Here is a 25,460-nt window from a genome sequence, read left to right as displayed (position 1 = left end):
TTTACATAAAACTTTTTAACTATATCTTTTTATGATCCTCAATTTATGGGTATACCGGCCAAGCTCTGTATTGTAAATGCCCTGGTTGTCTATCGGGTCTATATGTACTCTTCCTGATGAATGGATAATTTCTGCAGGACTGAGCATGATGCCTACATGGGTGATCCTTCCTTCGGCGTTGTCAAAGAAGGCAACGTCGCCAGGTTGTACTTCCTGCAAAAAATCCACTATGACTCCCTGTTCAGCTTGTTGCCAGGCATCCCGGTTCAGGTTGATGCCATTGAGTTTAAATACGATCTGGACGAATCCGGAACAGTCCAGTCCAAAAAAATTGCGTCCGCCCCAGAGGTAGGATACATTCAGAAAGAACAAGGCGTTTTTAATGATATTTTCAGGGCTTGGCGTTGTCACATGATGTGGCTCAAAAAGCACTTTGTATTTTGCCCCGCCCAGATAACAATGTCGGTTTTCGTAAAATGGCAGTGTGCTGGCCGGTGAAAGGTAATATTTGTCCCCCTTTGAATCGGTAACCACATTGACAGGCGATGCGGGCACAAGGTATTTGCAGCCGTGGCTGGCAAGGAATTGCTCCTGAGACAATTCCGTAAGCTGTTTAAAATCCATCCAGCCCTCGTAATCATCATAGGCATTACGCACCTGCCACCAGCGTTCGGTCTTTTGGAGAATCTCTACATGATCGCCAAATAACAATTGTGAACTGATCTCGGCTTTGTCTGAAGGTTCGGTACGCAAAGGCGCAACTGCTACCCTGCATACTGCATAATGTTGTTCCATATCGTAATTGAAGATATAAAATTAAACTTTTCTATGGTTAAATTGTTATATTAATGGTGTAAACCTTAATCTAAAGACGATGAACCTCAAGAAAATTTTGATTGCCGTAGACAACAGCACCTGTTCTGAAAAGGCGGCCAGGGTGGGTTATGAAGTAGCAAAAACATTTGATGCGGAAGTAGCCCTCGTGAATATCATAGAACCGGTACCTGCCAATGTGAATCCGGATCTTACCCTTGCTCCTGTATTTTTAGAAGCCTATGACAATAGTGAGGAAAACAGTCACATGTTATTGAAGGAAATAGAAAAGAAATATGGCAATGGGATTACCACTACTTATCTGAGTGTGATAGACAGCGCCGCGCATGGGATCATCCAGCAATCTGACGAATATGGTTCTGACCTGATCGTGATCGGCACGTATGGCCGAACAGGACTCTATCACTTTTTAATGGGGAGCGTGGCAGAACATGTAGCCCGAAAGTCTGCCTGCCCGGTACTGATCGTACCTAATAAATACGAAGAAAAAGACTGATCATTATTTACCAAATAAAAAGGGTGCCTATTTTTATAAGCACCCTGTATTTTGTTTAATTAATCTCAAATCTTAATTTTCCTGGTGCAGCCATGCTTTTTTTGCCAGCAGCTCCTCTTCAGTTTCACGAACATCTTCATCATCTACGCAGCAATCCACAGGGCATACTGCAGCACATTGTGGTTCATCATGAAAACCTTTACATTCAGTACACTTATCTGATACAATGTAATATACTTCATCAGATTTTGCTTCCTGGGCAGATTCAGCATCGATCTGCTGATCACCAAAATCAATGATTCCGTTTAAATTGGTACCATCAGAAAATCTCCAGGCTGTGCCTGCATCATAAATTGCATTATTAGGGCATTCAGGCTCACATGCTCCGCAGTTAATACATTCGTCTGTTATTTTAATAGCCATGTCTTCGTCTAAGTCTATAGGTAAAGTTACCTTTGCAACGCAAATATAACACTTAAACTTTAATTTTGTTGAAATTTATGCCAATGCTTACTGCTGAAAAACTAATTATTGCATTTAAAAAACTTAGTGACTTTATCGCTAATCCGGATGAGAACTTCAAAAATCTGGTTTCTTCAGCACAAAACAGTAATAGTTGGTTTACAGTCGGGGAGGTTAAAAAAGCACTTCGTGCATTACAAAACATGCTGAATGCTAACGATCTGGAGGATTGGTTTAAGGAGATTGCCATAACTGCCACACCAAAAAAAGTCGGGCTTATACTGGCCGGAAATATTCCAATGGTGGGTTTTCATGATGTGCTGTGTGTACTGGCTACAGGGAACGTTGCACTGGTCAAGCTTTCTTCGTCTGATGACAAGCTGCTTCCGGCTTTGCTGGCTGAACTTATAAAAATTGAGCCTTTACTCGAAAAACGAATCATCTATACGGAACGCCTTAAAGATTTTGATGCCATCATTGCCACGGGCAGCAACAATACATCAAGATATTTCGACTATTACTTTGGGAAGGGTCCGAACATCATCCGTAAGAACAGAAACAGCGTAGCAGTATTGACAGGAAATGAAACCGCAGACGAAATTGCCCTGCTCGGACACGATGTATTTGACTATTTCGGTCTGGGCTGTAGAAACGTTTCCAAGCTTTATATCCCGGAAGGATATGACATTAAGCAGTTTTTTGAGCCTGTTGAGCACTTTAAAGACATCGCCAATCATTTCAAATACAACAACAATTACGATTACAATAAGTCAATTTACCTGGTCAACATGGCTGAGCATTTTGACAATGGTTTTTTATTGCTCAGGGAAGACAAAAGCTTGTCATCGCCGTTAGCGGTTCTGTATTTTGAAAGGTACAGCGGCCTTGATGAGGTGGAAGAAATTCTTGCGGCACAGGCTGAAAATATCCAGTGTGTGGTGAGTGCAGCAGATTTGAAAGCGGAAGTCCCGGTCCTGGGCTTTGGACAGAGCCAGAACCCCAAGCTTTGGGATTACGCAGACAATGTAGATACAATTGCCTTTCTGAAAGGACTTTAAGGGCGGCCTGGCATCGCTGATTGTACATAATTTTTATAGGATGTCACATTTTACAGGTATATTGAACGGTAAAATTTAATAGGTGACCACCCATAAGCTAAATCTTCACACGCTCCTTTCAATATTGGCATTGGTTTTCATTGCCGGTTCGGTAACTGCGCAGGTATGTACAGGGTCGCTTGGCGATCCTGTGGTAAATCTCACTTTTGGCTCGGGTGTTGAACAGTTCGGTGCTCCCCTACGCGGAAACACCTATCAGTATGTTCGGGGTGATCCTATTGCCGAAGGTACTTATACAGTAGTCAACCACACCCGGGGTCTGCATCCCGACGGTTGGCATCAGATACCTGATCACACATACAATGATGCCAATGGATACATGATGCTCATCAATGCATCTGATAACAGGACCGGGCTGTTTTACCGGGCCGAGATCCCCAATCTTTGTCCGAATACGAAATATGAGTTTGCGGCATGGATCAACAATCTGCTAGTCAATCAAGGCATCAGGCCTAACGTAAGATTTTCGATTGAAACAATAACTGGCGCACCCCTGGGTGAATCTGAAACAGGAGAAATACCGGAAGGAAGCGCTGACAACTGGATCCAATATGGAGCTACTTTTACCACAGGTGCTAACGATACACAGGTGATATTGAAAATAGGGAATGTAGGTTTAGGCGGCGGTGGAAATGATTTTGTGATCGACGACATTACTTTCAGGCCATGCGGACCAATTATCATGAATTCAATCAACGGGGTGAACAAGGAAGAGGAAAATCTCTGCGTCGGTGATACAAAAAACTTTACATTAAGTGTTGAAGTTCAGCCAGGTGCCTACGTAAATCCTCAATACTTATGGCAGCAAAGGGATGAAAACGGCAACTGGACTAACTTAAACAGGACTACTGCAGATATACAGGTACTATTTAGAAATGCACAGACGGGAACATATGAATACCGTGCCCTGATATCTGAACTGGGAAATATTACCTCAGTCAACTGCCGGTCCAGCTCCAGAACTTTTACAATTAAAGTCAATCCTTTTCCTGATCCACATATTTCTGCAGCGGACAAGGTCTGTATCGGAGATGCTATTTTACTAAGTGTGGATCAATCGGGTTCGTATCTTTGGCAGGGACCTAATGGATTTACTTCAACGGAAAGACAACCGGTAATTGAGCCTGCGGACGATCGTATGACAGGAACGTATAAAGTAACCGTTACCAGCGCTGCAGGATGTACCGTATCCGATTCTAAAGTTATAACTATTGTTCCAAAACCATCTGTATCGGTCAAATCAGTACCCCCGATCTGCAGAGGCGGGTCCGCACAGCTTGAAGCAACCGGGGGCATTAGTTTTCGTTGGATTCCGGCCACAGGCCTGTCTGCAACCGATATCCCTAATCCCATTGCTAATCCTAATGAAACGACTACTTATACTGTTTTTATAGCTGACGGAGCCTGTGAGGTAAGCACTCAGGTGGAGGTTGTGGTACTTGAGGACGCGCTGTCAGATGCCGGTCCGGATAAAAAAATGGTAAAAGGAAGACCAATTATCCTAAATGGAAAGTCATCGGGTGAACAGGTCAGATATTTTTGGACACCTGCAGATTATCTTGATGATCCTAATAAACTTAATCCCGTCGCCAATCCACCTTTTAGCATGGTTTACACGTTAAATACCGTATCCGAAGTGGGCTGCATGCCGGGCATCGACGAGGTTTATGTGACTGTATATGATAAGGTGGTTGTTCCAAACGTATTTAGTCCTAATGGTGATGGTTCAAATGATGTCTGGAAAATTACAGCTATTGATGCCTTTGACACACCGAAGGTCCAGGTAATGAACCGCTATGGTATACTCGTTTTTGAAAGCACCGGCTATGCTGTCCCATGGGATGGTAAGCACAAAAATGCAGATCTCCCGGCTGGCGTTTATTACTATCAGATTAAATTGAGCAATGACCTGCCGCCCTTAAGCGGCTCTGTCACCCTCATCAGATAAATAAACTGCGTGCCTTATTCTCATTTTGAAATACTATTTTTGACCTGATGTATGTTATTAAAGTAAAGGGCATAGCCAAAATACCAGACTACGTTCAATTGAGGGATGACAAATTTACTTTATTGGCGTACTTTAGGGTCGACAGGCCTGATAAGTCGCTGGACAAGCTTGGCCTTGGTGATAAGTTGCCTTACATTATGAGTTTTGTAAATGATCTTCCCTTTGGGCAGATCGCTAAAATTGATATTTAAAAATGAGTGGAAACGCAGTTATAAATTTAAGAAAAGTCGATGTATTTCAGCAGAAGCATTTGGTCTTATCAGATGTGAACCTGAATATTGACAAGGGTGAGTTTGTTTTTTTAATCGGCCAGACCGGATCTGGAAAAAGCAGTCTGCTTAAGATCATATACGGCGATCTTCATATTGGTAACGGTGATGGCCTGGTAGCGGGTTTTGATTTAAAAAACCTGGCCATAAAGGATGTGCCTTATTTGCGCAGAAAGCTGGGAATCGTCTTTCAGGATTTTCAGTTGCTTACTGACAGGACCGTTGAAAAGAACCTTGAATTTGTATTGAAATCCACTGGCTGGACCGATAAAAACTTAATCCAGGAGCGCATTAAAGACGTTCTTGAAAAAGTAGGATTAAGATCCAAGATCAGGAAAATGCCACATGAACTTTCCGGCGGGGAACAGCAGCGTGTGGTTATTTCACGTGCATTGCTGAACAATCCTGAGATCATTCTGGCAGATGAGCCTACAGGGAATCTTGACCCTGATACTTCAGAAGAAATCGTGCTGTTGTTAAAACAGATCAGCCAAAGCGGGACTGCTGTACTTATGGCCACTCACGATTATCACATTATCCGTACCATGCCTTCCAGAATTATAAAATGTGAAGGTGGCATAGTGCATGAAGATGCACAGATCGTCTAACCCGAAAATCTGACAAAACATTCTTTTTCAGTCATTCTGGTCAGTATATTTTATTTAAAACTGACAGCATGACTGAAAAATACTATTGGCAAAACTTTTGAACCTTCATCCAAAAATTCTACTATACCATGTTTAGCAAGAAGAAAAACAATACCAAGGAAGACCCTACTGTGGAGAATAATAACGAAGTGAAAGCAGAAGAGCGCACAGAGAACGTGGAAAGCGTAGAGAGCAAAGAAAACGAAGTGACAGAAGAAACTGTCCCGGAGCTTTCTCTGGAAGAGAAGTTACAGCAGGAAAATGCTGCCCTGAATGACAAATACTTACGTTTGTTCGCCGAATTTGACAATTTCAAACGCCGCACGCAAAAAGAACGTGCAGAACTGTTGCAGACTGCCGGAAAAGATGTGATCGTTTCGCTGCTACCGGTCTTAGACGATTTTGACCGTGCAAATAAAGCCATAGAAAGTGCTACTGACATCAATCCTATACGGGAAGGAATTTCACTGGTGCACAGCAAGCTGAAAAACCTGCTGGCCCAAAAGGGATTAAAGGAAATGGAGAGTATCAATACACCTTTTGATACTGACAATCATGAGGCCATCACTAAAATCCCTGCTCCTAATGAGGAGATGAAAGGAAAAGTGATCGATGAGCTGGAAAAAGGCTATACATTAAATGATAAAGTGATCCGCTTTGCTAAAGTTGTAGTGGGTAGTTAATATTATATGAGTAAAAGAGATTATTACGATGTGCTTGGTGTAGCCAAAAACGCATCTGCCGATGAGATTAAAAAGGCTTATCGCAAACTTGCTATAAAATACCATCCTGATAAGAACCCGGGAGATAAAGCAGCTGAGGACAACTTCAAGGAAGCAGCGGAAGCTTACGAGGTATTGAGCAACGCTGAAAAGAAACAACGATATGATCATTATGGTCATGCTGGGGTTGGTGGTGCTTCTGGTGGATACGGTGGCGGCGGCATGAACATGGAAGATATCTTCAGCCAGTTTGGTGATATCTTTGGTGGTGGCGGCAGTCCGTTTGAGAGCTTCTTTGGAGGAGGTGGTCAGCAATCCCGCGGTGGCCGCCGGGTAGCTAAGGGTACAAACCTGCGCATTAAAGTAAAACTCTCTCTCGAAGAAATTGCCAATGGCACTGAAAAGAAAATAAAAGTCAATAAGCAGATCACCTGTAAAACCTGTGATGGTACAGGCGCCAAGGACCGTTCATCGGTAAGTACCTGTAAAACCTGCGGCGGAAGCGGTGCGGTACGCAGGGTGACCAATACGATACTGGGCCAGATGCAAACTACCTCTACCTGCCCTACCTGTAACGGAAGCGGCCAGCAGATCACTGCGAAATGTAACTCTTGTCATGGTGAAGGCACTGTAAGAGGTGAGGAAACCATTACCATTAACATCCCTGCAGGTGTGAGTGACGGTATGCAATTGAGCATGAGCGGCAAAGGTAATGCTGCCCCTAATGGTGGTATTCCGGGGGATCTGATCATTCTGATTGAAGAAATGCCTCACGAAACACTGAAACGTGAAGGAAATAATGTCGTTTATGACCTGCATGTTTCTATAATAGACGCGGCACTTGGTTATAGTGCGGAGGTACCTACCATTGATGGTAAGGCGAAGATCAAAATAGAACCTGGAACACAAAGCGGGAAACTGCTTCGTTTAAAAGGTAAGGGCATACCTGAGATCAATTCTTACCATCGCGGCGATCAGATCATCCACGTGAACATATGGACTCCTAAAGCATTAAGTTCTGAAGAAAGGTCGATGCTGGAAAAATTAAGGGAATCTCCTAACTTCAAACCGCAGCCCGGTAAAAATGACAAAAGTTTCTTTGAGAAAATGAAAGAGTATTTTGAATAATTAATTAAAAATAAAATAATTAGGGCCAGTCTGGTTAGACTGCCTTTTTTATGCCAAAAACTTTCTTTCTATATTGTTGTTGTACCGTAAAGAATGCTTTATGGAAAAACTTCAGCGCAGTATCTATATCCTTTTGTTTTTCTTCATCTCTTTTGCAGGTTTGTATTTTGCAGCAAGCTTTTTGATTCCGGTTACACTTGCGGCAGTATTTTCTATGCTGTTCATCAGACTTTCCAACTGGTTTGAAATCAAAAATCTAAGCAGGCCTGTTTCTTCCCTGATTTGTACCCTTATTTTTCTAAGCGCCCTGGGGCTTATTGTTTTTCTGCTGTCCTGGCAACTGCAGGGCCTCGCTGAAAACATGGGTGCTATGAAACAAAGACTTACCACAACATTATCTGACTTTCAGCAATGGCTGCAGGAACAAACAGGTATTAACAAAACTACCCAGAAAGAGATTGTCAAATCTCAAAGTCAGGGCTCTGAAGGTATGATGGCCGGCTTTGCAAACAGCCTCTTTGGCGTTCTGGTCAATACTGTTCTTGTCATCGTATACATGTTCCTTTTTCTATGTTACAGGAGTCACATCAAAAAGTTCATATTGAAAATTGTACCCGGCGATGAAAAGACAAAGGCAGACAACGTTGTTCACAAAGCCGGCAAGGTTGCCCAGCATTATTTAAGTGGCCTGGGCGCAATGATTGGCGTATTGTGGATTATGTATGGAATAGGATTTACACTGGTCGGCGTGGAAAGCGCGATCTTTTTTGCGGTTCTCTGCGGCATACTGGAAATCATCCCTTTTATCGGCAATCTGACAGGCACTTCTATAACCCTTCTGGCAGTAATTGCTCAGGGCGGGGACAGTAAAATGATCATCGGGGTGATCATTGTTTACGGATTGGTTCAATTTATTCAAACTTATATCCTTGAACCACTGATTGTCGGCGAACAAGTCAATATTAATCCATTGTTCACCATCATGGTAATTGTACTGGGTGAAACACTTTGGGGCGTTGCGGGAATGATATTGGCTATTCCCTTGTTAGGAATTATAAAAATTGTATGTGATCAAGTCCCGGATCTTCAGCCTTATGGCTTTCTAATCGGCACTGAACATCAGCGCGGTAAAAAAACAGGAGTGATCGACAAATTAAAAGAATTTTTAACCCATCATGACTGACTGGAGAATTGGCTGTTCGGGCTTCTATTATAAGGAATGGAAAGATATTTTCTATCCGCCGGGATTGCCGCAAAAACAATGGTTTAAATATTATTGCCAGCATTTCAATACCATAGAGATCAATTCATCTTTTTACAGACAACCTGCTCCAAAGAGCTTTCAAACCTGGTATAATGACAGTCCGGATGATTTTTTATTTAGCATAAAAGCTCCCCGGACCATTACACACTATAAGAGGTTCATTGACGCAAAGGAGGAGCTGAATAGTTTTTATGAAGTCATAAATGACGGACTCAAAGAAAAACTGGGTTGTGTGCTATTTCAGGTACCCCCTGGTTTTTTATATTCCGAAGAAAGAATGGAGCTGGTATTGAACAGCATGAAGAAAAGCTTTAACAATGTATTTGAAGGCAGGCAGATCAGCTGGTGGAACCCTGTTGTTTTACAGGAATTTAAAAACCATAACATCACTTTCAGCGGGATAAGCTATCCCTCTGCTCTCCCGGATGATGTCATTCAGGATATTGACCCCGTATACTACCGTTTTCATGGCAAACCCGAATTGTATAAATCTGAATATTCTAAGGCCCAGCTTAAGGATTTTGCAGATGCCATTAAAGATTCACATAAGCAGATTTACGTATATTTCAACAATACCTGGGGTGGCTCTGCATTAAAAAACTCCAGGCAGCTGATTGAAATAACAGCAGACAAATAACCCATAAATTAATAGCTTTACGGTCAGCAAACCAATCCTGAATGAAAGCTGCCGTTATAGACCTTGGAACCAATACCTTTCACCTGATCATTGCAGAATGCCTGGGTTCTGATGTTCAGGTTCTTTATAAGACAAATGTCCCCGTCAGGCTAGGTCAGGGACGCATCAATGAGAATATCATCATTCCTGAAGCTTTTGAAAGGGGTATACAGGTTTTAAAAGATTTTAAACTTCAGATTGACCGGCACCAAGTGAGGGTGATCCGTGCCATAGCCACCTCTGCTGTGAGAAGTGCTGATAATGGTCAGGATTTTGTCGATGCGGCAAAACTGGCAGGCCTTGAAATAGAAGTGATCAGCGGCGATCAGGAAGCAGCATATATCTTTGAGGGGGTGAAGGCGACCGGAACGATCAATGCGGCTTCACTAATTATGGATATAGGTGGCGGAAGTACGGAATTTATCATTTGCGATGAGGAAGGGCTGATCTGGAAAAAAAGCTATAATATCGGGGCGGCGCGCCTGATGCAGGCCTATTTCAACACAGATCCGATCAGTGAAGAAAACCAGGCTGCGATCATAACTCATCTTGACAAAGAATTAGCTGATTTAAAAGCAGCCTGCAGCAAATACAAGCCGCAGACCCTGGTGGGCTCCGCAGGTGCATTTGAAACCTTTGCGCTATTGTTAAATGAAGACACAGACTTGCAAAACACCATTTCTGCAGAACTTGATGCCGAAGCTTATCAACAACTGGCCGGGCAATTGATCAGATCAACCCATGAAGAAAGAAGGAACATCAAAGGGCTGATACCTTTGAGAGTCGATATGATCGTAATCGCAGCTATACTCACTAATTATGTAATTAAAGAGCTTGATCTTATCTCCTTACATCTCTCTACCTACGATCTGAAAATGGGGGTCCTTTACTCGGTCTGTCAATCAAATGGCCAGTAATGCCTGATAAAGCTTTTCAGTAGGTAAGCCCATGACATTGGTATAAGACCCTTCGATCTTTTCAACGGCTACCATGCCAATCCAATCCTGTATGCCATACGCACCAGCTTTATCTAAAGGATTGTAATTTCCCACATAATAATGGATCTGTTCTTCCGATAAAGTTCTGAAATAAACTTCGGTAAGGTCATAAAAAGATACTGTATTTCCTCGGTAACTCAGGCTCACTCCCGTGTATACCTCGTGCTTTGAACCGGATAATTTTTTGAGCATTGCAATCGCATCTTGTTCATCTGCAGGTTTACCCAATATTTCGTTGTCATAAGCCACTATGGTATCAGCCGTGATGACAATGGTATCTTCGCTGTCGGCCAAAAAAGCTGCGGCTTTTTTCCCGGCTATATAAACAGCTATTTCCGATGGCGGCAGGTCATCAGGGTAGCTTTCATCCACATCTTTAAGCATTACTTTAAAATCAAGATCCATTGATTTCATCAGTTCCTGTCTGCGAGGGGATTTTGAGGCAAGGATAATAGGGAGGTTTTGCTTATACATTCTAAAAATTTGTGCTAAAATAATAAAAGCGACTCTAAGTCGCTTTTATTATTTCATTATCATTTGAAACTACTGGCCATTTCCGTTAGCTTCCATTCTTTTTTTCATGGCTTCCTTACGTTCTGCAACCCAGGTAGCAAATGCTTTTTTCTGATCATCATTCAATACTGCATTGATCTTTGCTTCAGCTTGCTCATTGCCTTTCACCATCGCCCCTCTCCACGCAGTTCTGTCATCACCAAGCGAATCACGCATTTTCCTCATTTTTGCACCCTGCTCCAAATAGATTGCTGAAACCTTTGCTTTTTGATCATCGCTTAGTTTTAGCTTTTCAGCCAAAGTTTCAGTTTGTCTTTTGGCCCTTTCTTCAGGAGTACCACCACGGCGGCCCTGGCCGTCCTGTGCATTTGCGAAAGTTATTACACTGAATAACAATCCACAGATCATCAATAATTTCTTCATGTTGTTTTATCGTTTTGTAGAAATTAGAGGACTAATGCCAGCAGAAGTTTAATAGCCCACAGTAACATACTTGTTGCAATTGCAGCGATTGAATCATTTACCTGAATCAGCTGCAGAAGGATGCTCATCAAACCATTTGTGCTGCACCCTGAGTACCTTTTCAATGATATCCCTAACGGCCATACTTCCCCCGTCATACGGAGAAATGTACTGGGAAAGCGCTTTAATCTCCGGCACTGCATCGGCGGGACAAGTTGGCAAACCCACTACCTGCATTATTTTAAGGTCAGGTATATCATCTCCCATATATAAGATGTGGTCTGCCGTGACCTGGTATTTTAGCAGCAGACTATCCAGTATTTCTACTTTATCAGAAACACCGAGAAAGATCTCCTGGATCCCCAGTCCTTCAAAGCGTTTCTGCATGGCCTGTCCCCTGCCTCCGGATATCACACAAACCAAATATCCTCTCTTTACCGCAAGCTGCAATGCATAACCGTCTTTAATGTTAAAAGTACGCAGAAACTCACCACTGTCTGAAGCGATGATATCGCCATTTGTCAGTACGCCATCTACATCGAAAATAAACGTAGTGATCTCTTTAAGCTTCTCCAGGAACATTAGTTCTGATTGTCACGCCACTCATATACCCAGGCAGACTGGATCTGCTCCAGATGGCCTTCATTACTCTCCTCACGGGTACCTTTAAAATTGGGGAGTTCAAGCACCCACTCGATCAGTTCAGTAAACCGTATCCTGTATATTTTAGATTCATTAAACTCATCACCAAATTTCTCGTAAAGCTCCTGGGCAATGTCTTCGTGATCATTCCAGTATATTGGCAAAGCGAATTTATCCTGCATATTATCGTTATTTATTCATTAATGACCTAAAAACTCGGACTGATCCGGTATTTTAACCTCTATATCTCCATTGATTACCACACACTGGCAACCCAATCTGGAAGTGATCCTTGGGCGCACCGCCCTGTCAATGAAATCTTCCTCCTTATCAGAGATCTCCTGAATGTTGTCCATGCCTTTTAATACATAAACATGACAGGTGCTGCAGCCACATACACCACCACAGTTGTGTTGTAATTCTATTCCGTTATCCAAACAGGCATCCAAAACCGATTCACCGCCAGCGATTGGCAATTCTATTGGTTCCTTTCCAGCCTCTTCAAAATTTATCTTTAATTTAAAAATACTCATAATCGTGTTCAAAAATAACAACCAAAAACCGCAATCTAACTATCAACTTGTTTTTTTAATACTTTTGCTTAATGCTTGATAGATTTCCTGCAAACCGGGTTCACCATCGAGCAATTTCAGATGTTTTAATATAGTCTGCTGATCATTACGCACCGCAGGTCCGGTTTGGACATTCAGCGGCAGATCATGCTGGACCTTTTCAGCGGTCTCCAATATCAACGGCCTTAACATTTCAAAGTCAAGACCATTATCCTGAAGGACCCGATTGCCCAATTCATAAAGATGATTGACAAAATTACAGGCGAAAACTGCAGACAAATGCAGGATCTTCCTCTGGTCACTAGTCGCCTGATATATCAATGGACTCAGCCTGGAGGCAATAATTTTTAACTCATCCAGCACCGGCGGGTTATTCGCCTCTATAAATAAAGGAACCTTATTAAAATCTATAGGCCTGCTTTTAGAAAAGGTCTGCAAAGGATACAGCACTCCATAATTTGCAAAAGAGGAAAGGACATGAAGATCAGTTGCGCCTGAAGTATGGACGACTAAAGCCCCGATACCTTTCAAAGCGTTACAGACTTCTGCGATAGCGTCATCTTTTACTGCTATTACGACTAAATCAGCGTTAGTGTCAATTTCAGACAGCCCAGAGACAGGTCTGGCTCCTACCAGATCGGCCAAAGCAGCAGCGTGCCCAATATTCCTGCTCCAAATCTGATCAATAAGGGCTCCTGCCGCCTTTAATGCAAGCGCCATATGTGTTGCCACATTTCCCGAACCGACAAAAGTTACCTTCATCAAACCGTTCCAATTTCTTTTTGTCTTCTGAAAATAGACAACAAAAAGCCGATCACCATGATAATGGTCCCTAACCAGTATAAATTGATATAAGGAAATTCTATGGATTTAAAAACAACCCAGTCCTTAGCTTGCTGAGGTTTTTCATAAACCTGCAATTCTACTTTACCCTGGTCGGGAAGTACTTTTGTAAAGCGGACCCTCAGTCCCAGTTCATCTATATTACGGGCAAAGTCAAAGACATTATTGCCTTTTACCAGGAAGATCGGTTCAGTTTTATAAACTTTACCGCTTACCTCAACTTCCAGCGGCAAGCCCACAGCCAGATCTCCTTTGGCGAGAACCAGGTTTTTTGCTTCAGGTTTAGGATTTATTGCTTTTACAGTTAATATTCCGCTGCTGGTATGTAATGTATCCCCCACGCTTACATTAACTATCCTTGGTGCTTTATAATTTTCTTCCTCACTATGTCCTTCATGAGCCTCGTGATCCTGCTCCTCTTTTAATGGGGCGCTCGTAACATGGGTATAAATATCATAAGTAAGATAATGTTTAGTATCCGGCGATGCGATCAGGCCCATCTTTTCGTTGGACTGGATGTGAGGATTAAGATCAAAGTCCTCCTCGATTGAACCATCCTTTTCATTATAGACTTTAAAGTTCAGTTTATAAAATGTATTCGGAGCAACCGTTGTATCACTGATATAAGTCACAGTATACCGGCCCATCTTCTTAGGCTCATTTTTATAAAGCACAATGTTCTCACCTGGCTTTTCGGCTTTTTCGAAGTCCTTCACAGGAATAAAATTCGAAGCATTTAATGAGATCGGTTTATTGGTCGCCGCGGCGACCAAAGCGCCCAGTAGCAGTAACGCAAAACCAATGTGAGCTACTGCAGCCCCCACCAACTTCTTTTTACCTCCAAATGCCAGTCCAAGGACCTTTGCGTTAGACATGATCGCAAATACGCAGCTAAAGGTAAGCAGGATGAACATAAGGTTCTGGTAAACATTGGTAATGTAAACAAATCCAGCCGTGATCACTATAGAAAACACCACTGTGGCGATAAGACCGCTATAGAACTTACGCGGATCTGTCCGCTTGTATTTCATGAACTGTGAAAAACCTGATATAATGGTCACCAAAATAGCAAATGGCGCCTGCCATTGATTATAATATTTAACAGCGTCTATAGGAGGTGCAAAGTTGGTGCCGAAAGCCGCATTAAATACAGGCACCGAGGTCACAAAAATAACCTGTATACAGGCAATGGTGACCACCAAAGAACCAATAAACATCCAAAATTCCCTGGAGTAAGTCTCCTCATCCTTATTGGTGATCGGCAGTTCTTTCCAGCGGGAAATCAGTAAAATCACAGGAATGAGCAGGAAAACAACATTATATAAGATCAGGTGACCAAACATTCCCAGATCTGTAAAAGAGTGAACCGACGTTTCGCCCAGTATCCCGCTTCTGGTCAGGAAAGAAGCATACAGTACTAAAATAAAACTTAAAAAAACCAGCACTATCGCTGTAAAATAAGCATGCCCGGTATTTTTAAAAGCGATCATGACATGTATCCCCGCGATGAGGGTCAGCCACGGTATAATTGATGCGTTCTCCACCGGGTCCCATGCCCAGAAGCCACCAAAGTTCAAGGCTTCATACGCCCAGAAAGAACCCATTATAATGCCTGTACCCAATATCATCACGGCAAACAAGGCCCAGGGCATTGCAGGTTTGATCCATTCCTTATATTTTTTTAACCATACCCCGGTAACAGCATAAGCAAAAGGCACCACCATACTTGCAAAACCCAGGAATAAAGTCGGCGGATGGATGACCATCCAATAATTTTGCAGTAAAGGATTTAAGCCCCTGCCATCTGTAATAAATTTCAGGTAATTCTTAAAATTCTCAGGATCAGCAAATACCACCGGAGCCATTTCTTTTAAATTTACGGCTTCTCTCAACAATATAAACGGCGAACTTCCAATCCTTTCCCCAAAAATCTCGACACCCAATAACATTGAGGTCAGAAATACCTGAGAGAATGCCACCACAGTCATTACTCCGTTTTCCCAGCTCCTTGCCTTCCACATCAAAACCATTCCCAGCACAGATTGCCAGAATGCCCAAAGCCAGAAGCTTCCCTCCTGTCCTTCCCAGAAAGCAGAAACAATATAATAAACAGGAAGTTCTTTGGAAGAATGTGAGTAAACGTAATAATATTCGTTATAATGGTTTAATATCAGGAAAAATAAAGTGGATCCAATCCCGATGATACTCAGCCAGTTTATAAAAAAAGCAACACGGCCAAGGCGGGTCCAGGACTGATCTGAAAGATCCTTATTTTTTGCTGCGAAGAAATAAGAAATCGTCGATAACAGGGAAGCCCCAAATGCCAAAACAATAAAGAACTGCCCGATTTTACCCGGAAGGAGGTTTTCTCCAATAAATTGTATATCCATTAAGATTAATTGTATTTTTCTGCTGTACCGTCCTGCTTCACTTCTACAAGATCATTATTGTATTTAGATGGACATTTCATTAATATCTTAGAGGCATAGAAAGTTCCGGTTTTCATTTCGCCTATAAGCACCAGCTTCTCAGAACGTTCAAAATCCTGCGGTTTGGTTCCCTTGTAAACCACTTTGTTCACCACGCCATTCTGATCTTTCATGAAAAAAGAAAAATGATTGGCATCTTTTTGAGGGTCGTAATGTGTACCTTTTGACTTCTCCCAATATCCCATGACATGAAATTCCCTGGAATCCTTCGCAGCCTCGGTAAAATTTGAATAGCTGCTGGTATCTGCATTCAGACTTACCAAAAAGCACACACAAATAGCTATTGTAATTAAACCAATAATTGCACTTTTCTTCATGTTCGTATTTAAGCTTAAAAAGAATGGTACAAAGATAAAAAATATAAGTACCTAAAGGCTTTTAGGCCAGTCCAATTGAGTGAGATGACAGTTTATTGATAGTTCTCTGACAAAAACAACATTAACTCAGGTGTTGTGAACGATTGTACCGAAAAAAAACATTAATCCTTGTATTCTGGTTTAATCAGTTCCGGCATCGTTTTCCTCAGTTTTATCACCTTAGGCCTGGAGACATTCCTGATGTAATAATCCCAGGAATTCCTCCTGTAATAATCCTGATGATGGCTTTCCGCAGGATAGAAAACTTTAAAACCGGTAACCTCAGTAGCTACAGGAGTTACATATCCATTTAAGGAATCCAGCTCGCTGATCTTATTGCGGATGATCCTCTCCTCCGCTTCTGAGCGGTAAAAAGCTATAGAGCGGTAGTCAGTTCCGACATCAGGCCCTTGACGGTCCGCCTGTTTAGGGTCATGGGCATTAAAGAATGCAGCAGTCAGTCTTTCAAAACTGATCACTTTGGGATTATAATAGACCTGTACAGACTCTGCATGGCCTGTTTTTCCGGAAACTACCTGTTCATAGGAAGGGTCCGGAGTAGTACCACCAGCATAACCGCTGATGACTTTATTCACACCTTTTAGTTCCAGCAGACATTCCTGCATAGCCCAAAAACATCCGCCTGCATAGGTAGCAACAGCCTCTCCCGGCTTTGCCGGAACAACCACGGCAAAGCCGTTTTTACTTTCCAGGTGCTGCCGCTCATTGCAGGCACCCATCAACATGGCAAACACAACTAAAAGATGCTTACACTTCATAATCCTAACTTTAATGCAAGATACGTCTATGATTGCACCGGGGTTTCCGGGGACTGCTTTAATAGCAAAATTCTGACAAAAAAAGGGTGCCGGGCAATAAAGCCCTGACACCCCCCTAATACTTTACGAAAAAATTATGGCCAGATACCAAGGCTCATATAAGAAACTGCAATTTTATCAATAGAACCCACAAAAGCTGCCGTCCTTAGTGTTTGGACACCTGGCTTGGTGATCAGGTTCTCCCTGATCTCGTGATAAGAGTGGATCATGGTGTCCTCAAGTCCGGAGTTAACCAGTTCCAGTTCCGAAGCACCTTTAACGATCATCATCCGGTTCTCCGCGGGAATTTTCTTTCCGGTCAGGCTTTCCATGGTATTGATCAGGTTGGCATTTGAATTTTCGGCATACCTGTTTTCCATACGGCCAAAAGCAACATGAGAAAGGTTCTTCAGCCATTCAAAATAGGAGACCGTAACCCCACCGGCATTACAATACATATCCGGAATGATGATCCCGCCCATCTCCGTAAATATCACCTCAGCTTCCGGCGTACACGGTCCGTTCGCACCTTCCGCAATGATCCGGGCTTTGATATTACGGATGTTATTTTCTGTGATCTGGTTTTCCAAAGCAGCAGGAACCAAAATGTCACAGGGTTGCTCCAACCCTTCCATAGAATTTTTAAAGTCAGTAGCCCCCGGAAATCCTAAGATCGACCCGGTATTTTTACGGTGCGCAAATACCTCATCAATATTAAACCCGTTTGCATTATAGATTGCACCTTCAAACTCACACAGACCAACTATGGTCGCCCCAAACTCTGAAAGGAATTTGGCAGAATGATAGCCTACATTACCAAGACCCTGAACAATGACCCTTTTATCACCCAAACCAGCCTTAAAGCCGATCTTGGCCATATCTTCAGCCACGTTTACACACTCTTTTACCGCATACGCAACACCACGGCCCGTAGCTTCCTTCCTGCCGCGGATACCATGCAATGCAATGGGCTTTCCGGTCACACAGCCGAGCGCATCCAGCTGCCCGGGGTGCATGGTCATATAGGTATCGGCTATCCAGCTCATTTCACGTTCTCCGGATCCATAGTCAGGAGCCGGCACATCGATACCCGGGCCAATAAAGTTCTTTTTGATAAGCTCCGTAGTATACCTCCGGGTAATGGTCTCCAGCTCAGCCACCGAGTAATTTTTAGGGTTGATGCAAATACCGCCCTTAGCGCCCCCGAAAGGAACATTCACTATCGCGCATTTGTAGGTCATCAGCGCAGCCAGTGCCATTACCTCGTCCTCATTCACCATATCTGAATAACGGATACCACCTTTGGTAGGATTCATGTGCTGAGAGTGTTCCACACGCCATGCGTCGATCACTTCAAAACCATTTCCTCTGCGAATGGGAAACTGGAAGCGATACACACTGTTACAAGCTTTGATCTGATTTAATAATCCTTCCGGATGGGAAGTAAATTTTGCCGCACTGTCAAAATTTTTGCATACGTCTGCGAAAAAATTTGTCTCGTTTGCTGAATTAGCCATTTTAGTTTTTTATGAATTTGAAATAAGTTGTTAGTCTTATGGTGCAAAATTGCATTAAAAAAAACGATTATTACAAACACCAGCTCCCTTAGTGTATACGGCACACTACGGCATTTGGAGCCTAAAAACAACGATTAGACGATTTAAAATTAGTTTTTAGCCTAAGATTTTTTCTCGATTTTTTTTAATCTTTTATCTAAGGAGAATAGATAAATAAGCAAGCCCGCCAGAATTATCACAATACAGATCACCACGACATAAATTTTACCATTGCTTCTCATGGCATCAGCCATCTCTACCTGGTCTGTCTGGGCAAACAATTGTACCGAACTTAACAGCATCATTAATGCAAATACGATCTTCTTCATCTTATGGAATTTTGTTTGTTTTCTAATAAACGGATCCTGAACCTGATGGTATATACCCAATACCCTATTAATATCCAGCCCAGGCATGCAGGATAAAAAACCAAACGCATGTTGCTGTCCAGGTCATAACTATTAAAACCCGGGTTTCCGCCATTTCCCGGATGCAGGGAATCCTGCAGACGCGGTAAAACGAACAGCAGCACAACCATCATCGGAAAAGCGAAAATATTATAGATCGCCGAGATCTTGGCTCTTTTCTGCTCTTCATCGATCGCATTGCGAAGCACAGAATAAGCAAAGTATAGCAAAATGGAAATGGCTGCAAAGTTCTGTTTTGGATCAAAACTCCAGAACTGGCCCCAGGTATATTTGGCCCAGACCGCTCCGGTCAGCAGTCCCAGCAAACCAAAAATGATACCGGTATTCACACTCTCTACCGCCCTGATGTCATCATTTCTGTCCTGACTGAGCAGTGACCTGACACTGTAAAAAACAGATATAGAAAACAATACGATCATGGCAAACCACATAGGCACGTGAAAATACAGGTTCCTTATCGTTTCATTCAATATGGCCAGATGCGGCACTTCAAGCAAAAGGCCAGCAACAGCAGTATACACTACCAATACAGAAGCCAGAATTTTCCACCAGGTTTTGTTCATATGTTGATTAGCATTTAATCGGGTCAAAGTTAGCAATACATTTTTTTATTCTCATCAGCCCTCCGACAACTAGTCTCTCCATAAGTAAGGAAACAAAAGCAGAGAGACCGAAACGACCAATACATTGACGACCAGAACCATCCCGATATCATCCCAGCTATTTTCCCATGGCAGCCCGTCGACTGCATTTTTTGCAAGCCTGATCAAAAGTATCAGGACAGGAATAATAACCGGGAAGCTCAAAATGGCCATTAACATACCACCGTTCCCCGCTTTGCTGGCAATTGCTGAAACCATAGTGAATACCGTCGAGAAACTGATACTGCCCAATATCACAGCAACATAGTACATCAGCAGATCCGGAGGAGAAAAAGTATCAAAAACCAATAAATAAAAGCCCAGTGCGATAGTCGTCAGCACCAGCATCAGCAAAACATTGTAAACGGTTTTAGAAATCAGGATGGCAGAGGGGCTGGCAAGAATATAACTGTACAGCTGCCTGCCTTTTGTCTCCTGCAAAAAGCTCTTGGATACACCGTTAATAGAAGCAAACAACATGATAATCCAGAAAAGGGCATTCCACGCAAGCTTGTCATTGAGGCTGATAAAGGACAAATAACAGGTAAAAATGGTCGACACAACATACAGCAAAACACCGTTAATGGCATATTTTGAACGCCATTCCAACAGCAATTCTTTCCTTATTAAATATTTTACCTGGTGTAACAGTTGCATGCAGGGACAAATATAATTTAAATTCCTTCCTGCGGTGCCACTTTAACGACTTTCGGCTTTCTTACCGTCGCCAATACAAACGCACCGGCGGCAATCACATACCAGCCCCACTTATATTTAACCATACCGGCGGCAAAATTTACCAGTTTCTTAAAATGCAGAAAACTGAAGGAATCATGTGCTTTAAAGTAAATACCTGCCAGCGTAATCATGACCAGTACAAGGGCTGCAATACCTGAAAATCTGATCAGGCCGGATTTTTTGGCAAATGCACCTATAAAACCCAGTCCGACCAATATATAAAAGGCTACCGCAAGTCGAATGTCGATATCAAAATAGTTCCAGTTGCCGATGATCGGCAGGTGCATCAGCGGACTCAGTCCCCCTATTGCCATCAATGCTGAACCTATAATTCCCTGTCTCCTCATTTCCTGTTACCCCTGGGTATTGATGCCCATTTTATCTGCAAAATGCGCACAGTAATCACGCAGGTCTTCTACAATTAGCTTTTCCCCGGTAGCTTTCAAAAAGCTGTCGCCCATAGTCTGCAACGTTTCATAAAAAAATCTTTTCATTTCGTCCACAGGCATATCTTTAGTCCAAAGATCGATGCGCATAGAGTTTTTATAATTGTGGTCCCACAATGCCAGCATCATCGATTTAACAGGCACTTTCTCCTGGGTCTGTGCATCGGTTGATTCCCATAAAATATTGTCAGGTACATTATTATCGTCTAATTCTACCGTGATTTTGATTTCTGCTTGCTTCATTAACTTATACTCGATTTTATAATAAATACTAAAATGACAATGAAAATAACCAATACTCCTTCTATGATCCAAAGCTTTTTCAAGCTGCTGATAAATTTTCTGAAGATCAGGTCAGATACAAAAAATACCACCGCCGAAAGAAAACTAAATCCGGCAAGCGTATAAGTCATATCAATTTGACCGGGACGCTCAACCGGTTTCTTACTCCACAGCAGCAATACGCCAATGACCAGGCAGATCGAGGAGACAATGTTAAGCGGGGTCAGTTTTATCTTCAATGCAAACCTATTTTTTGAATTTTCTTCTCTTCCATGCCGGCTCCTTAGACGGCTTTTTCCTGGCCGCAGCAGCTATTGCCGCGGCATGTTTCTTTTCATGGAATGCCCCTTTGAAATCAGGATCTTCCTTTCGTTTCTGATCATCAATGGCCTTTGCGATGGCCTGTCTTTCTTCATAAGGAGTTTCATCCACAAAAACTTCTTCCGGCAAAGGTACAACAGTAATTTCCTGCCGGATCAGTTTTTGTATTTTCTGAATGTAATATTTCTCCGCAGGAGTACAAAAAGTTAAAGCATCGCCCTTGGCATATGCCCGGCCTGTCCGGCCTATCCTGTGTACATAATCTTCAATAATAATGGGCACGTCAAAATTGATCACATGACTTACTTCAGTCACATCTATACCCCTTGCCGCCACATCAGTAGCCACAAGCACCCTGATGTTGCCTTCTTTAAAGCTATTGATCGAATTGATCCTTGTATTCTGTCCTTTATTGGCATGGATCACCCTTACCGCATCCGCGCCAAACCTGCGTTCAATGAAGGCGAAAATATTATCCGCAACCGTCTTGGTCTTGCAAAAAATGATCAGTCTCTTAAACTCCTCGTCATTTTTCATCAGGTGTTGCAGCAAATTGATCTTGGTCTTGAAATTGGGCACCTCATACAAGACCTGCGTCACTGTCTGAGCCGGAGTTGCCTGTTCCCCTACTTCAACTATCGTCGGATGCTTCAGGAAATCACCCGCTATCTTTTGCACCAGATCGCTCATAGTGGCAGAAAACAACAAATTTTGCCGCTTACGGGGTACAATTTCCAATATCCTGTGAATCGAGCGGATAAAGCCCATGTCCATCATCTTGTCAGCTTCATCCAACACCAAAAATTTTAAATACTGGGTATTGATGTGTCCTGCCAGATAGATATCCAGGAACCTGCCCGGAGTAGCCACAATAATGTCCACACCCGCTTTGACCTGCTCGATTTGAGTTTTAGGCCCCAGTCCCCCATACATCACAACGGTACGTAAGTCGGTATACTTTGAAAAAACCTGTACATGTTCGGTGATCTGCATGGCCAGTTCCCTGGTCGGTGCCAGGATTAGTGCCCGGGCATGCTCGCCCTGGGCATACTTCAGCTGCATCAAAATGGGCAGCACATAAGCAGCGGTCTTACCTGTGCCTGTTTCGGCTATGCCAAAAAGATCCTGACCTGACAGCACAGGTCCTATCGCTTTTTCTTGTATCGGCGTGGCAACCGTAAATCCTGCGTCTTCCACAGCATTTAAGATCTGTCGATTGAGGTTAAACTCTTCAAACATTTTGGGCATTCTGCAAAAATAGACAAAATTTATTTAGCCTGCCTGAACACGGCCCACCGATCATTTATTTTTTCTAATTTTGATGCATGAACACTATCCTGATCAAAGCAGCGTCCATTGTGAATGAAGGCAAAATAATTGTGGCCGATGTACTTATCAAAGCCGGATTTATAGAAAAAATAGCCAGCAGCATCAATGAAACTGCCGATCTTGAGATCAACGCAGAGGGCCTTCATCTTTTTCCGGGAATGATTGACGACCAGGTCCATTTCAGAGAGCCCGGACTGACCCATAAAGCAGACATCTTTTCAGAAAGCATGGCCGCAGTAGCCGGCGGCATTACCTCATTTATGGAAATGCCCAATACCGTGCCCAACACACTGACCCAGGAACTGCTTGCAGACAAATATCAGATCGCGTCAGAAATGTCACTGGCCAATTATTCGTTTTTCATGGGTGCATCCAATACCAATATTGAGGAAGTCCTGAAGACCGACCCAAAAAACGTCTGCGGCATCAAGGTATTTATGGGCTCTTCTACCGGCAACATGCTGGTCGACAATGAAAAGGTGCTCGAAAACATCTTTAAAGAAGCCCCGATGCTGGTGGCTACACACTGCGAAGATGAACATACGATACAAGCAAACTTAGCCTTATTTAAAGAAAAGTACGGGGATAACATCACCATAGAAATGCATCCGCTGATCCGGAGCGCAGAAGCCTGCTATCTGTCGTCTTCGCTGGCCCTAAGCCTCGCGAAAAAATACAATACCAGGCTCCACATCCTGCACATCTCTACTGCCATAGAAGTTGGCCTGTTTGACAACATTACCCCATTAAAAGACAAACGGATCACCGCAGAAGCCTGTGTACATCACCTGTGGTTTGATGACCGGGACTATGCCACCAAGGGCAACTGGATCAAATGGAATCCTGCCGTAAAAACAGAAACAGACAAAATTGGTATATTGAAAGGCGTTCTTGACGGCCACATAGACATCATTGCCACAGACCATGCCCCACATACCATTAGCGAAAAAGAACAGCCTTATTTGCAGGCGCCTTCCGGCGGGCCACTGGTGCAGCATGCCTTATCCGCCCTACTGGAAATGTACCATCAAAACAAGATCAGCCTCCAGCAGATCGCCGAAAAGACTGCGCACAATGTGGCCATCTGTTTCAATATTGACAGGCGGGGCTTTATCAGGGAAGGTTACTGGGCAGACCTGGTATTGGTAAATTTAAATGACCCCGTCAAAGTTACCCGTGCCAATACCCTTTACAAATGCGGCTGGTCTCCTTTTGAAGGTCAAACATTCCAGTCAGAGATTACCCACACATTTGTATCAGGCAATCTCGCCTATCAAAAAGGCAAATTCATGACCAATGAGACCGGCAAAAGATTAGCTTTCAACAGGTAATGAACAGCCAGTACAGGTCCGCCGTAAACAAGTTCGTCCTGCTTTCTGTACTTTCCCTGATCGTATTTATCATTGGTTACAGCGACATCACGGTCGAAATTATTTATTCCGGCGGACTCTATCAGTTCAGTTCAGTCATCCAGCGTTTCCTTACCGGTTCCATCCCATTTGCAATCGGTGATTTCCTTTACCTGCTCCTGATCCTGTACGTCATCAGATGCCTTTTTCTTTTCTATAGAAAGGCTGTCCGCAAACAATTAAAACAAGACGACCGCATTAAGATCCCCTTGCAATGCATGAATTTCCTGCTTGTTCTTTACCTGCTGTTCAAAATCCTTTGGGGGCTCAATTATTCCCGTCCGACAGTATCCACACAGCTCGGCATCAGCAACGAAAGGTATACCACACCGGAACTCGTATCGCTGGGCAGGTTTTACATCCGCAGGCTCAACCAGCTACAAAATGTAAGCAGGAACAGGTACAGCATTACTGAGCTCAGGAGTATCGCAAAAGCGGGCTATGACCACATGGAAAAGAAATATCCATTTTTCAGGTATGCCAGCCCATCGGTAAAACCGGTGCTCAACAGCTGGATCATTACCAAAATAGGCATAGAAGGTTATTACAATCCCCTTTCCGGAGAGGCCAATGTCAACATGAGGCTGCCCGCTACGGAGCTTCCTTTTGTCACCTGCCATGAAATCGCACACCAGCTGGGTGTGGGACGCGAAGATGAGGCCAACCTGGTCGGCTACCTGGTAGCGAGCAACAGCGCCAACGAAAACTTCCGGTATTCCGCGGCCTATGCCATGCTAAAGAGCATTCTCTTCGAGATCAAAATCAAATCTTCTGATGATTATGACCTGCTGTACAATACCATCAATGCCAAAACCATACAGGACTTTAAGAACGACCGCGACTTTTGGCGCAAATACAACAACCAGATGTTTGGTTATCTTGACCTCGCATTTGACCGGTTCCTGAAGCTCAATAACCAGAGCCGGGGCACCGACAGCTACCAGGATATAGTACTTTGGCTTTACAATATCCATAAAAAAGATTTGTAAATTT

General features: G+C 43.1%; 31 protein-coding genes. 12 read left to right on the top strand and 19 right to left on the bottom strand.

Annotated features, from left to right (window positions below; translation table 11 throughout):
• Window positions 1-15 precede the first annotated feature (15 nt).
• Complete coding sequence (locus tag QEP08_RS01755; protein WP_285055058.1) at window positions 16-795, bottom strand: C40 family peptidase; 780 nt, start codon at window positions 793-795, stop codon at window positions 16-18.
• 79 nt (window positions 796-874) lie between these two features.
• On the opposite strand from QEP08_RS01755, the gene QEP08_RS01750 reads away from it, so the two are divergent.
• On the top strand, window positions 875-1,330 hold the full coding sequence (locus QEP08_RS01750) for a universal stress protein (RefSeq protein ID WP_285055056.1): 456 nt from the start codon (window positions 875-877) through the stop codon (window positions 1,328-1,330).
• 72 nt (window positions 1,331-1,402) lie between these two features.
• Here QEP08_RS01750 and QEP08_RS01745 read toward each other — a convergent pair whose 3' ends face one another.
• Window positions 1,403-1,753 carry a 4Fe-4S dicluster domain-containing protein gene (locus QEP08_RS01745; protein WP_285055053.1) on the bottom strand — a complete coding sequence of 117 codons (351 nt, stop codon included), beginning with the start codon at window positions 1,751-1,753 and terminating at the stop codon, window positions 1,403-1,405.
• A gap of 83 nt (window positions 1,754-1,836) precedes the next feature.
• Here QEP08_RS01745 and QEP08_RS01740 point away from each other — a divergent pair, with 83 nt between their 5' ends.
• The 9 genes from QEP08_RS01740 (at window position 1,837) to QEP08_RS01700 (ending at window position 10,541) form a co-directional block, all read left to right on the top strand.
• Window positions 1,837-2,850 carry an acyl-CoA reductase gene (locus QEP08_RS01740; protein ID WP_349019018.1) on the top strand — a complete coding sequence of 338 codons (1,014 nt, stop codon included), beginning with the start codon at window positions 1,837-1,839 and terminating at the stop codon, window positions 2,848-2,850.
• 82 nt (window positions 2,851-2,932) lie between these two features.
• Window positions 2,933-4,858 (top strand): T9SS type B sorting domain-containing protein, encoded by a 1,926-nt coding sequence (locus tag QEP08_RS01735; protein WP_285055050.1) that lies wholly within the window; start codon window positions 2,933-2,935, stop codon window positions 4,856-4,858.
• A gap of 47 nt (window positions 4,859-4,905) precedes the next feature.
• Entirely contained in the window at window positions 4,906-5,109 is a 204-nt protein-coding gene (locus QEP08_RS01730) for a fructose-6-phosphate aldolase (protein ID WP_285055048.1), read from the top strand.
• Window positions 5,110-5,111: 2 nt separating this feature from the next.
• Window positions 5,112-5,795, top strand: coding sequence for a cell division ATP-binding protein FtsE (locus QEP08_RS01725; RefSeq protein ID WP_285055046.1), 684 nt, complete (start codon window positions 5,112-5,114; stop codon window positions 5,793-5,795).
• Between the two features lie 128 nt (window positions 5,796-5,923).
• On the top strand, window positions 5,924-6,517 hold the full coding sequence (locus QEP08_RS01720) for a nucleotide exchange factor GrpE (RefSeq protein ID WP_285055043.1): 594 nt from the start codon (window positions 5,924-5,926) through the stop codon (window positions 6,515-6,517).
• Window positions 6,518-6,523: 6 nt separating this feature from the next.
• Entirely contained in the window at window positions 6,524-7,684 is a 1,161-nt protein-coding gene (dnaJ, locus tag QEP08_RS01715) for a molecular chaperone DnaJ (protein ID WP_285055041.1), read from the top strand.
• Window positions 7,685-7,784: 100 nt separating this feature from the next.
• A complete protein-coding gene (locus QEP08_RS01710; protein WP_285055039.1) occupies window positions 7,785-8,867 on the top strand; it encodes an AI-2E family transporter in 1,083 nt (360 codons plus the stop codon).
• Window positions 8,860-9,585, top strand: coding sequence for a DUF72 domain-containing protein (locus QEP08_RS01705; RefSeq protein ID WP_285055037.1), 726 nt, complete (start codon window positions 8,860-8,862; stop codon window positions 9,583-9,585). The genes QEP08_RS01710 and QEP08_RS01705 overlap by 8 nt, the downstream gene beginning before the upstream one ends.
• 41 nt (window positions 9,586-9,626) lie before the next feature.
• Window positions 9,627-10,541, top strand: a complete 915-nt coding sequence (locus QEP08_RS01700; RefSeq protein WP_285055034.1) for a Ppx/GppA phosphatase family protein — start codon at window positions 9,627-9,629, stop codon at window positions 10,539-10,541.
• Here the strand turns inward: QEP08_RS01700 and QEP08_RS01695 are convergent.
• The 17 genes from QEP08_RS01695 to QEP08_RS01615 form a co-directional block, all read right to left on the bottom strand.
• Window positions 10,527-11,096, bottom strand: a complete 570-nt coding sequence (locus QEP08_RS01695; RefSeq protein ID WP_285055031.1) for a Maf family nucleotide pyrophosphatase — start codon at window positions 11,094-11,096, stop codon at window positions 10,527-10,529. The genes QEP08_RS01700 and QEP08_RS01695 overlap by 15 nt on opposite strands.
• A 69-nt stretch (window positions 11,097-11,165) precedes the next feature.
• Entirely contained in the window at window positions 11,166-11,558 is a 393-nt protein-coding gene (locus tag QEP08_RS01690; RefSeq protein ID WP_285055028.1) for a DUF4890 domain-containing protein, read from the bottom strand.
• 93 nt (window positions 11,559-11,651) lie between these two features.
• The gene (locus QEP08_RS01685) at window positions 11,652-12,179 is read right to left on the bottom strand and encodes a KdsC family phosphatase (RefSeq protein ID WP_285055025.1); all 528 of its coding nucleotides are present in this window, start codon (window positions 12,177-12,179) and stop codon (window positions 11,652-11,654) included.
• The gene (gene iscX, locus QEP08_RS01680; RefSeq protein ID WP_285055023.1) at window positions 12,179-12,421 is read right to left on the bottom strand and encodes a Fe-S cluster assembly protein IscX; all 243 of its coding nucleotides are present in this window, start codon (window positions 12,419-12,421) and stop codon (window positions 12,179-12,181) included. The genes QEP08_RS01685 and iscX overlap by 1 nt, the downstream gene beginning before the upstream one ends.
• Before the next feature lie 18 nt (window positions 12,422-12,439).
• On the bottom strand, window positions 12,440-12,772 hold the full coding sequence (locus QEP08_RS01675; protein ID WP_285055022.1) for a 2Fe-2S iron-sulfur cluster-binding protein: 333 nt from the start codon (window positions 12,770-12,772) through the stop codon (window positions 12,440-12,442).
• Window positions 12,773-12,814: 42 nt separating this feature from the next.
• Complete coding sequence (locus QEP08_RS01670; protein ID WP_285055021.1) at window positions 12,815-13,573, bottom strand: Rossmann-like and DUF2520 domain-containing protein; 759 nt, start codon at window positions 13,571-13,573, stop codon at window positions 12,815-12,817.
• Window positions 13,573-16,044 carry a cytochrome c biogenesis protein CcsA gene (gene ccsA, locus QEP08_RS01665; protein ID WP_285055019.1) on the bottom strand — a complete coding sequence of 824 codons (2,472 nt, stop codon included), beginning with the start codon at window positions 16,042-16,044 and terminating at the stop codon, window positions 13,573-13,575. The genes QEP08_RS01670 and ccsA (QEP08_RS01665) overlap by 1 nt, the downstream gene beginning before the upstream one ends.
• A 5-nt stretch (window positions 16,045-16,049) precedes the next feature.
• Window positions 16,050-16,460 carry a cytochrome c maturation protein CcmE domain-containing protein gene (locus tag QEP08_RS01660; protein WP_285055016.1) on the bottom strand — a complete coding sequence of 137 codons (411 nt, stop codon included), beginning with the start codon at window positions 16,458-16,460 and terminating at the stop codon, window positions 16,050-16,052.
• A gap of 161 nt (window positions 16,461-16,621) precedes the next feature.
• On the bottom strand, window positions 16,622-17,278 hold the full coding sequence (gene msrA, locus QEP08_RS01655) for a peptide-methionine (S)-S-oxide reductase MsrA (RefSeq protein ID WP_285055014.1): 657 nt from the start codon (window positions 17,276-17,278) through the stop codon (window positions 16,622-16,624).
• 134 nt (window positions 17,279-17,412) lie between these two features.
• Entirely contained in the window at window positions 17,413-18,834 is a 1,422-nt protein-coding gene (locus tag QEP08_RS01650; protein ID WP_285055012.1) for a Glu/Leu/Phe/Val family dehydrogenase, read from the bottom strand.
• 161 nt (window positions 18,835-18,995) lie between these two features.
• The gene (locus tag QEP08_RS01645; RefSeq protein ID WP_285055009.1) at window positions 18,996-19,202 is read right to left on the bottom strand and encodes a CcmD family protein; all 207 of its coding nucleotides are present in this window, start codon (window positions 19,200-19,202) and stop codon (window positions 18,996-18,998) included.
• Complete coding sequence (gene ccsA, locus QEP08_RS01640; RefSeq protein ID WP_285055007.1) at window positions 19,199-19,864, bottom strand: cytochrome c biogenesis protein CcsA; 666 nt, start codon at window positions 19,862-19,864, stop codon at window positions 19,199-19,201. The genes QEP08_RS01645 and ccsA (QEP08_RS01640) overlap by 4 nt, the downstream gene beginning before the upstream one ends.
• A 69-nt stretch (window positions 19,865-19,933) precedes the next feature.
• Window positions 19,934-20,599 carry a heme exporter protein CcmB gene (locus QEP08_RS01635; RefSeq protein WP_285055004.1) on the bottom strand — a complete coding sequence of 222 codons (666 nt, stop codon included), beginning with the start codon at window positions 20,597-20,599 and terminating at the stop codon, window positions 19,934-19,936.
• Between the two features lie 17 nt (window positions 20,600-20,616).
• On the bottom strand, window positions 20,617-21,027 hold the full coding sequence (locus QEP08_RS01630; RefSeq protein ID WP_285055002.1) for a hypothetical protein: 411 nt from the start codon (window positions 21,025-21,027) through the stop codon (window positions 20,617-20,619).
• 6 nt (window positions 21,028-21,033) lie between these two features.
• Window positions 21,034-21,369 (bottom strand): gliding motility protein GldC, encoded by a 336-nt coding sequence (gene gldC / locus QEP08_RS01625; protein ID WP_285054999.1) that lies wholly within the window; start codon window positions 21,367-21,369, stop codon window positions 21,034-21,036.
• A complete protein-coding gene (locus QEP08_RS01620) occupies window positions 21,369-21,647 on the bottom strand; it encodes a hypothetical protein (RefSeq protein WP_285054996.1) in 279 nt (92 codons plus the stop codon). Before QEP08_RS01620 ends, gldC begins: the two co-directional genes overlap by 1 nt.
• 7 nt (window positions 21,648-21,654) lie before the next feature.
• The gene (locus tag QEP08_RS01615) at window positions 21,655-22,977 is read right to left on the bottom strand and encodes a DEAD/DEAH box helicase (RefSeq protein ID WP_285054993.1); all 1,323 of its coding nucleotides are present in this window, start codon (window positions 22,975-22,977) and stop codon (window positions 21,655-21,657) included.
• Window positions 22,978-23,054: 77 nt separating this feature from the next.
• Here QEP08_RS01615 and QEP08_RS01610 point away from each other — a divergent pair, with 77 nt between their 5' ends.
• Both QEP08_RS01610 and QEP08_RS01605 read left to right on the top strand, forming a co-directional pair.
• Window positions 23,055-24,389: a dihydroorotase gene (locus tag QEP08_RS01610; protein WP_285054991.1), complete on the top strand. Its 1,335-nt coding sequence runs from the start codon at window positions 23,055-23,057 to the stop codon at window positions 24,387-24,389.
• Entirely contained in the window at window positions 24,389-25,456 is a 1,068-nt protein-coding gene (locus tag QEP08_RS01605; protein ID WP_285054988.1) for a DUF3810 domain-containing protein, read from the top strand. The genes QEP08_RS01610 and QEP08_RS01605 overlap by 1 nt, the downstream gene beginning before the upstream one ends.
• The last annotated feature ends 4 nt before the right edge of the window (window positions 25,457-25,460 follow it).

Source organism: Pedobacter ginsengisoli (genome assembly GCF_030244015.1).
In the GTDB taxonomy this organism is placed as follows: domain Bacteria; phylum Bacteroidota; class Bacteroidia; order Sphingobacteriales; family Sphingobacteriaceae; genus Pedobacter; species Pedobacter ginsengisoli.
Note: the sequence above shows the minus strand (reverse complement) of the source record. Positions and strands in the feature narration are given on the sequence as shown.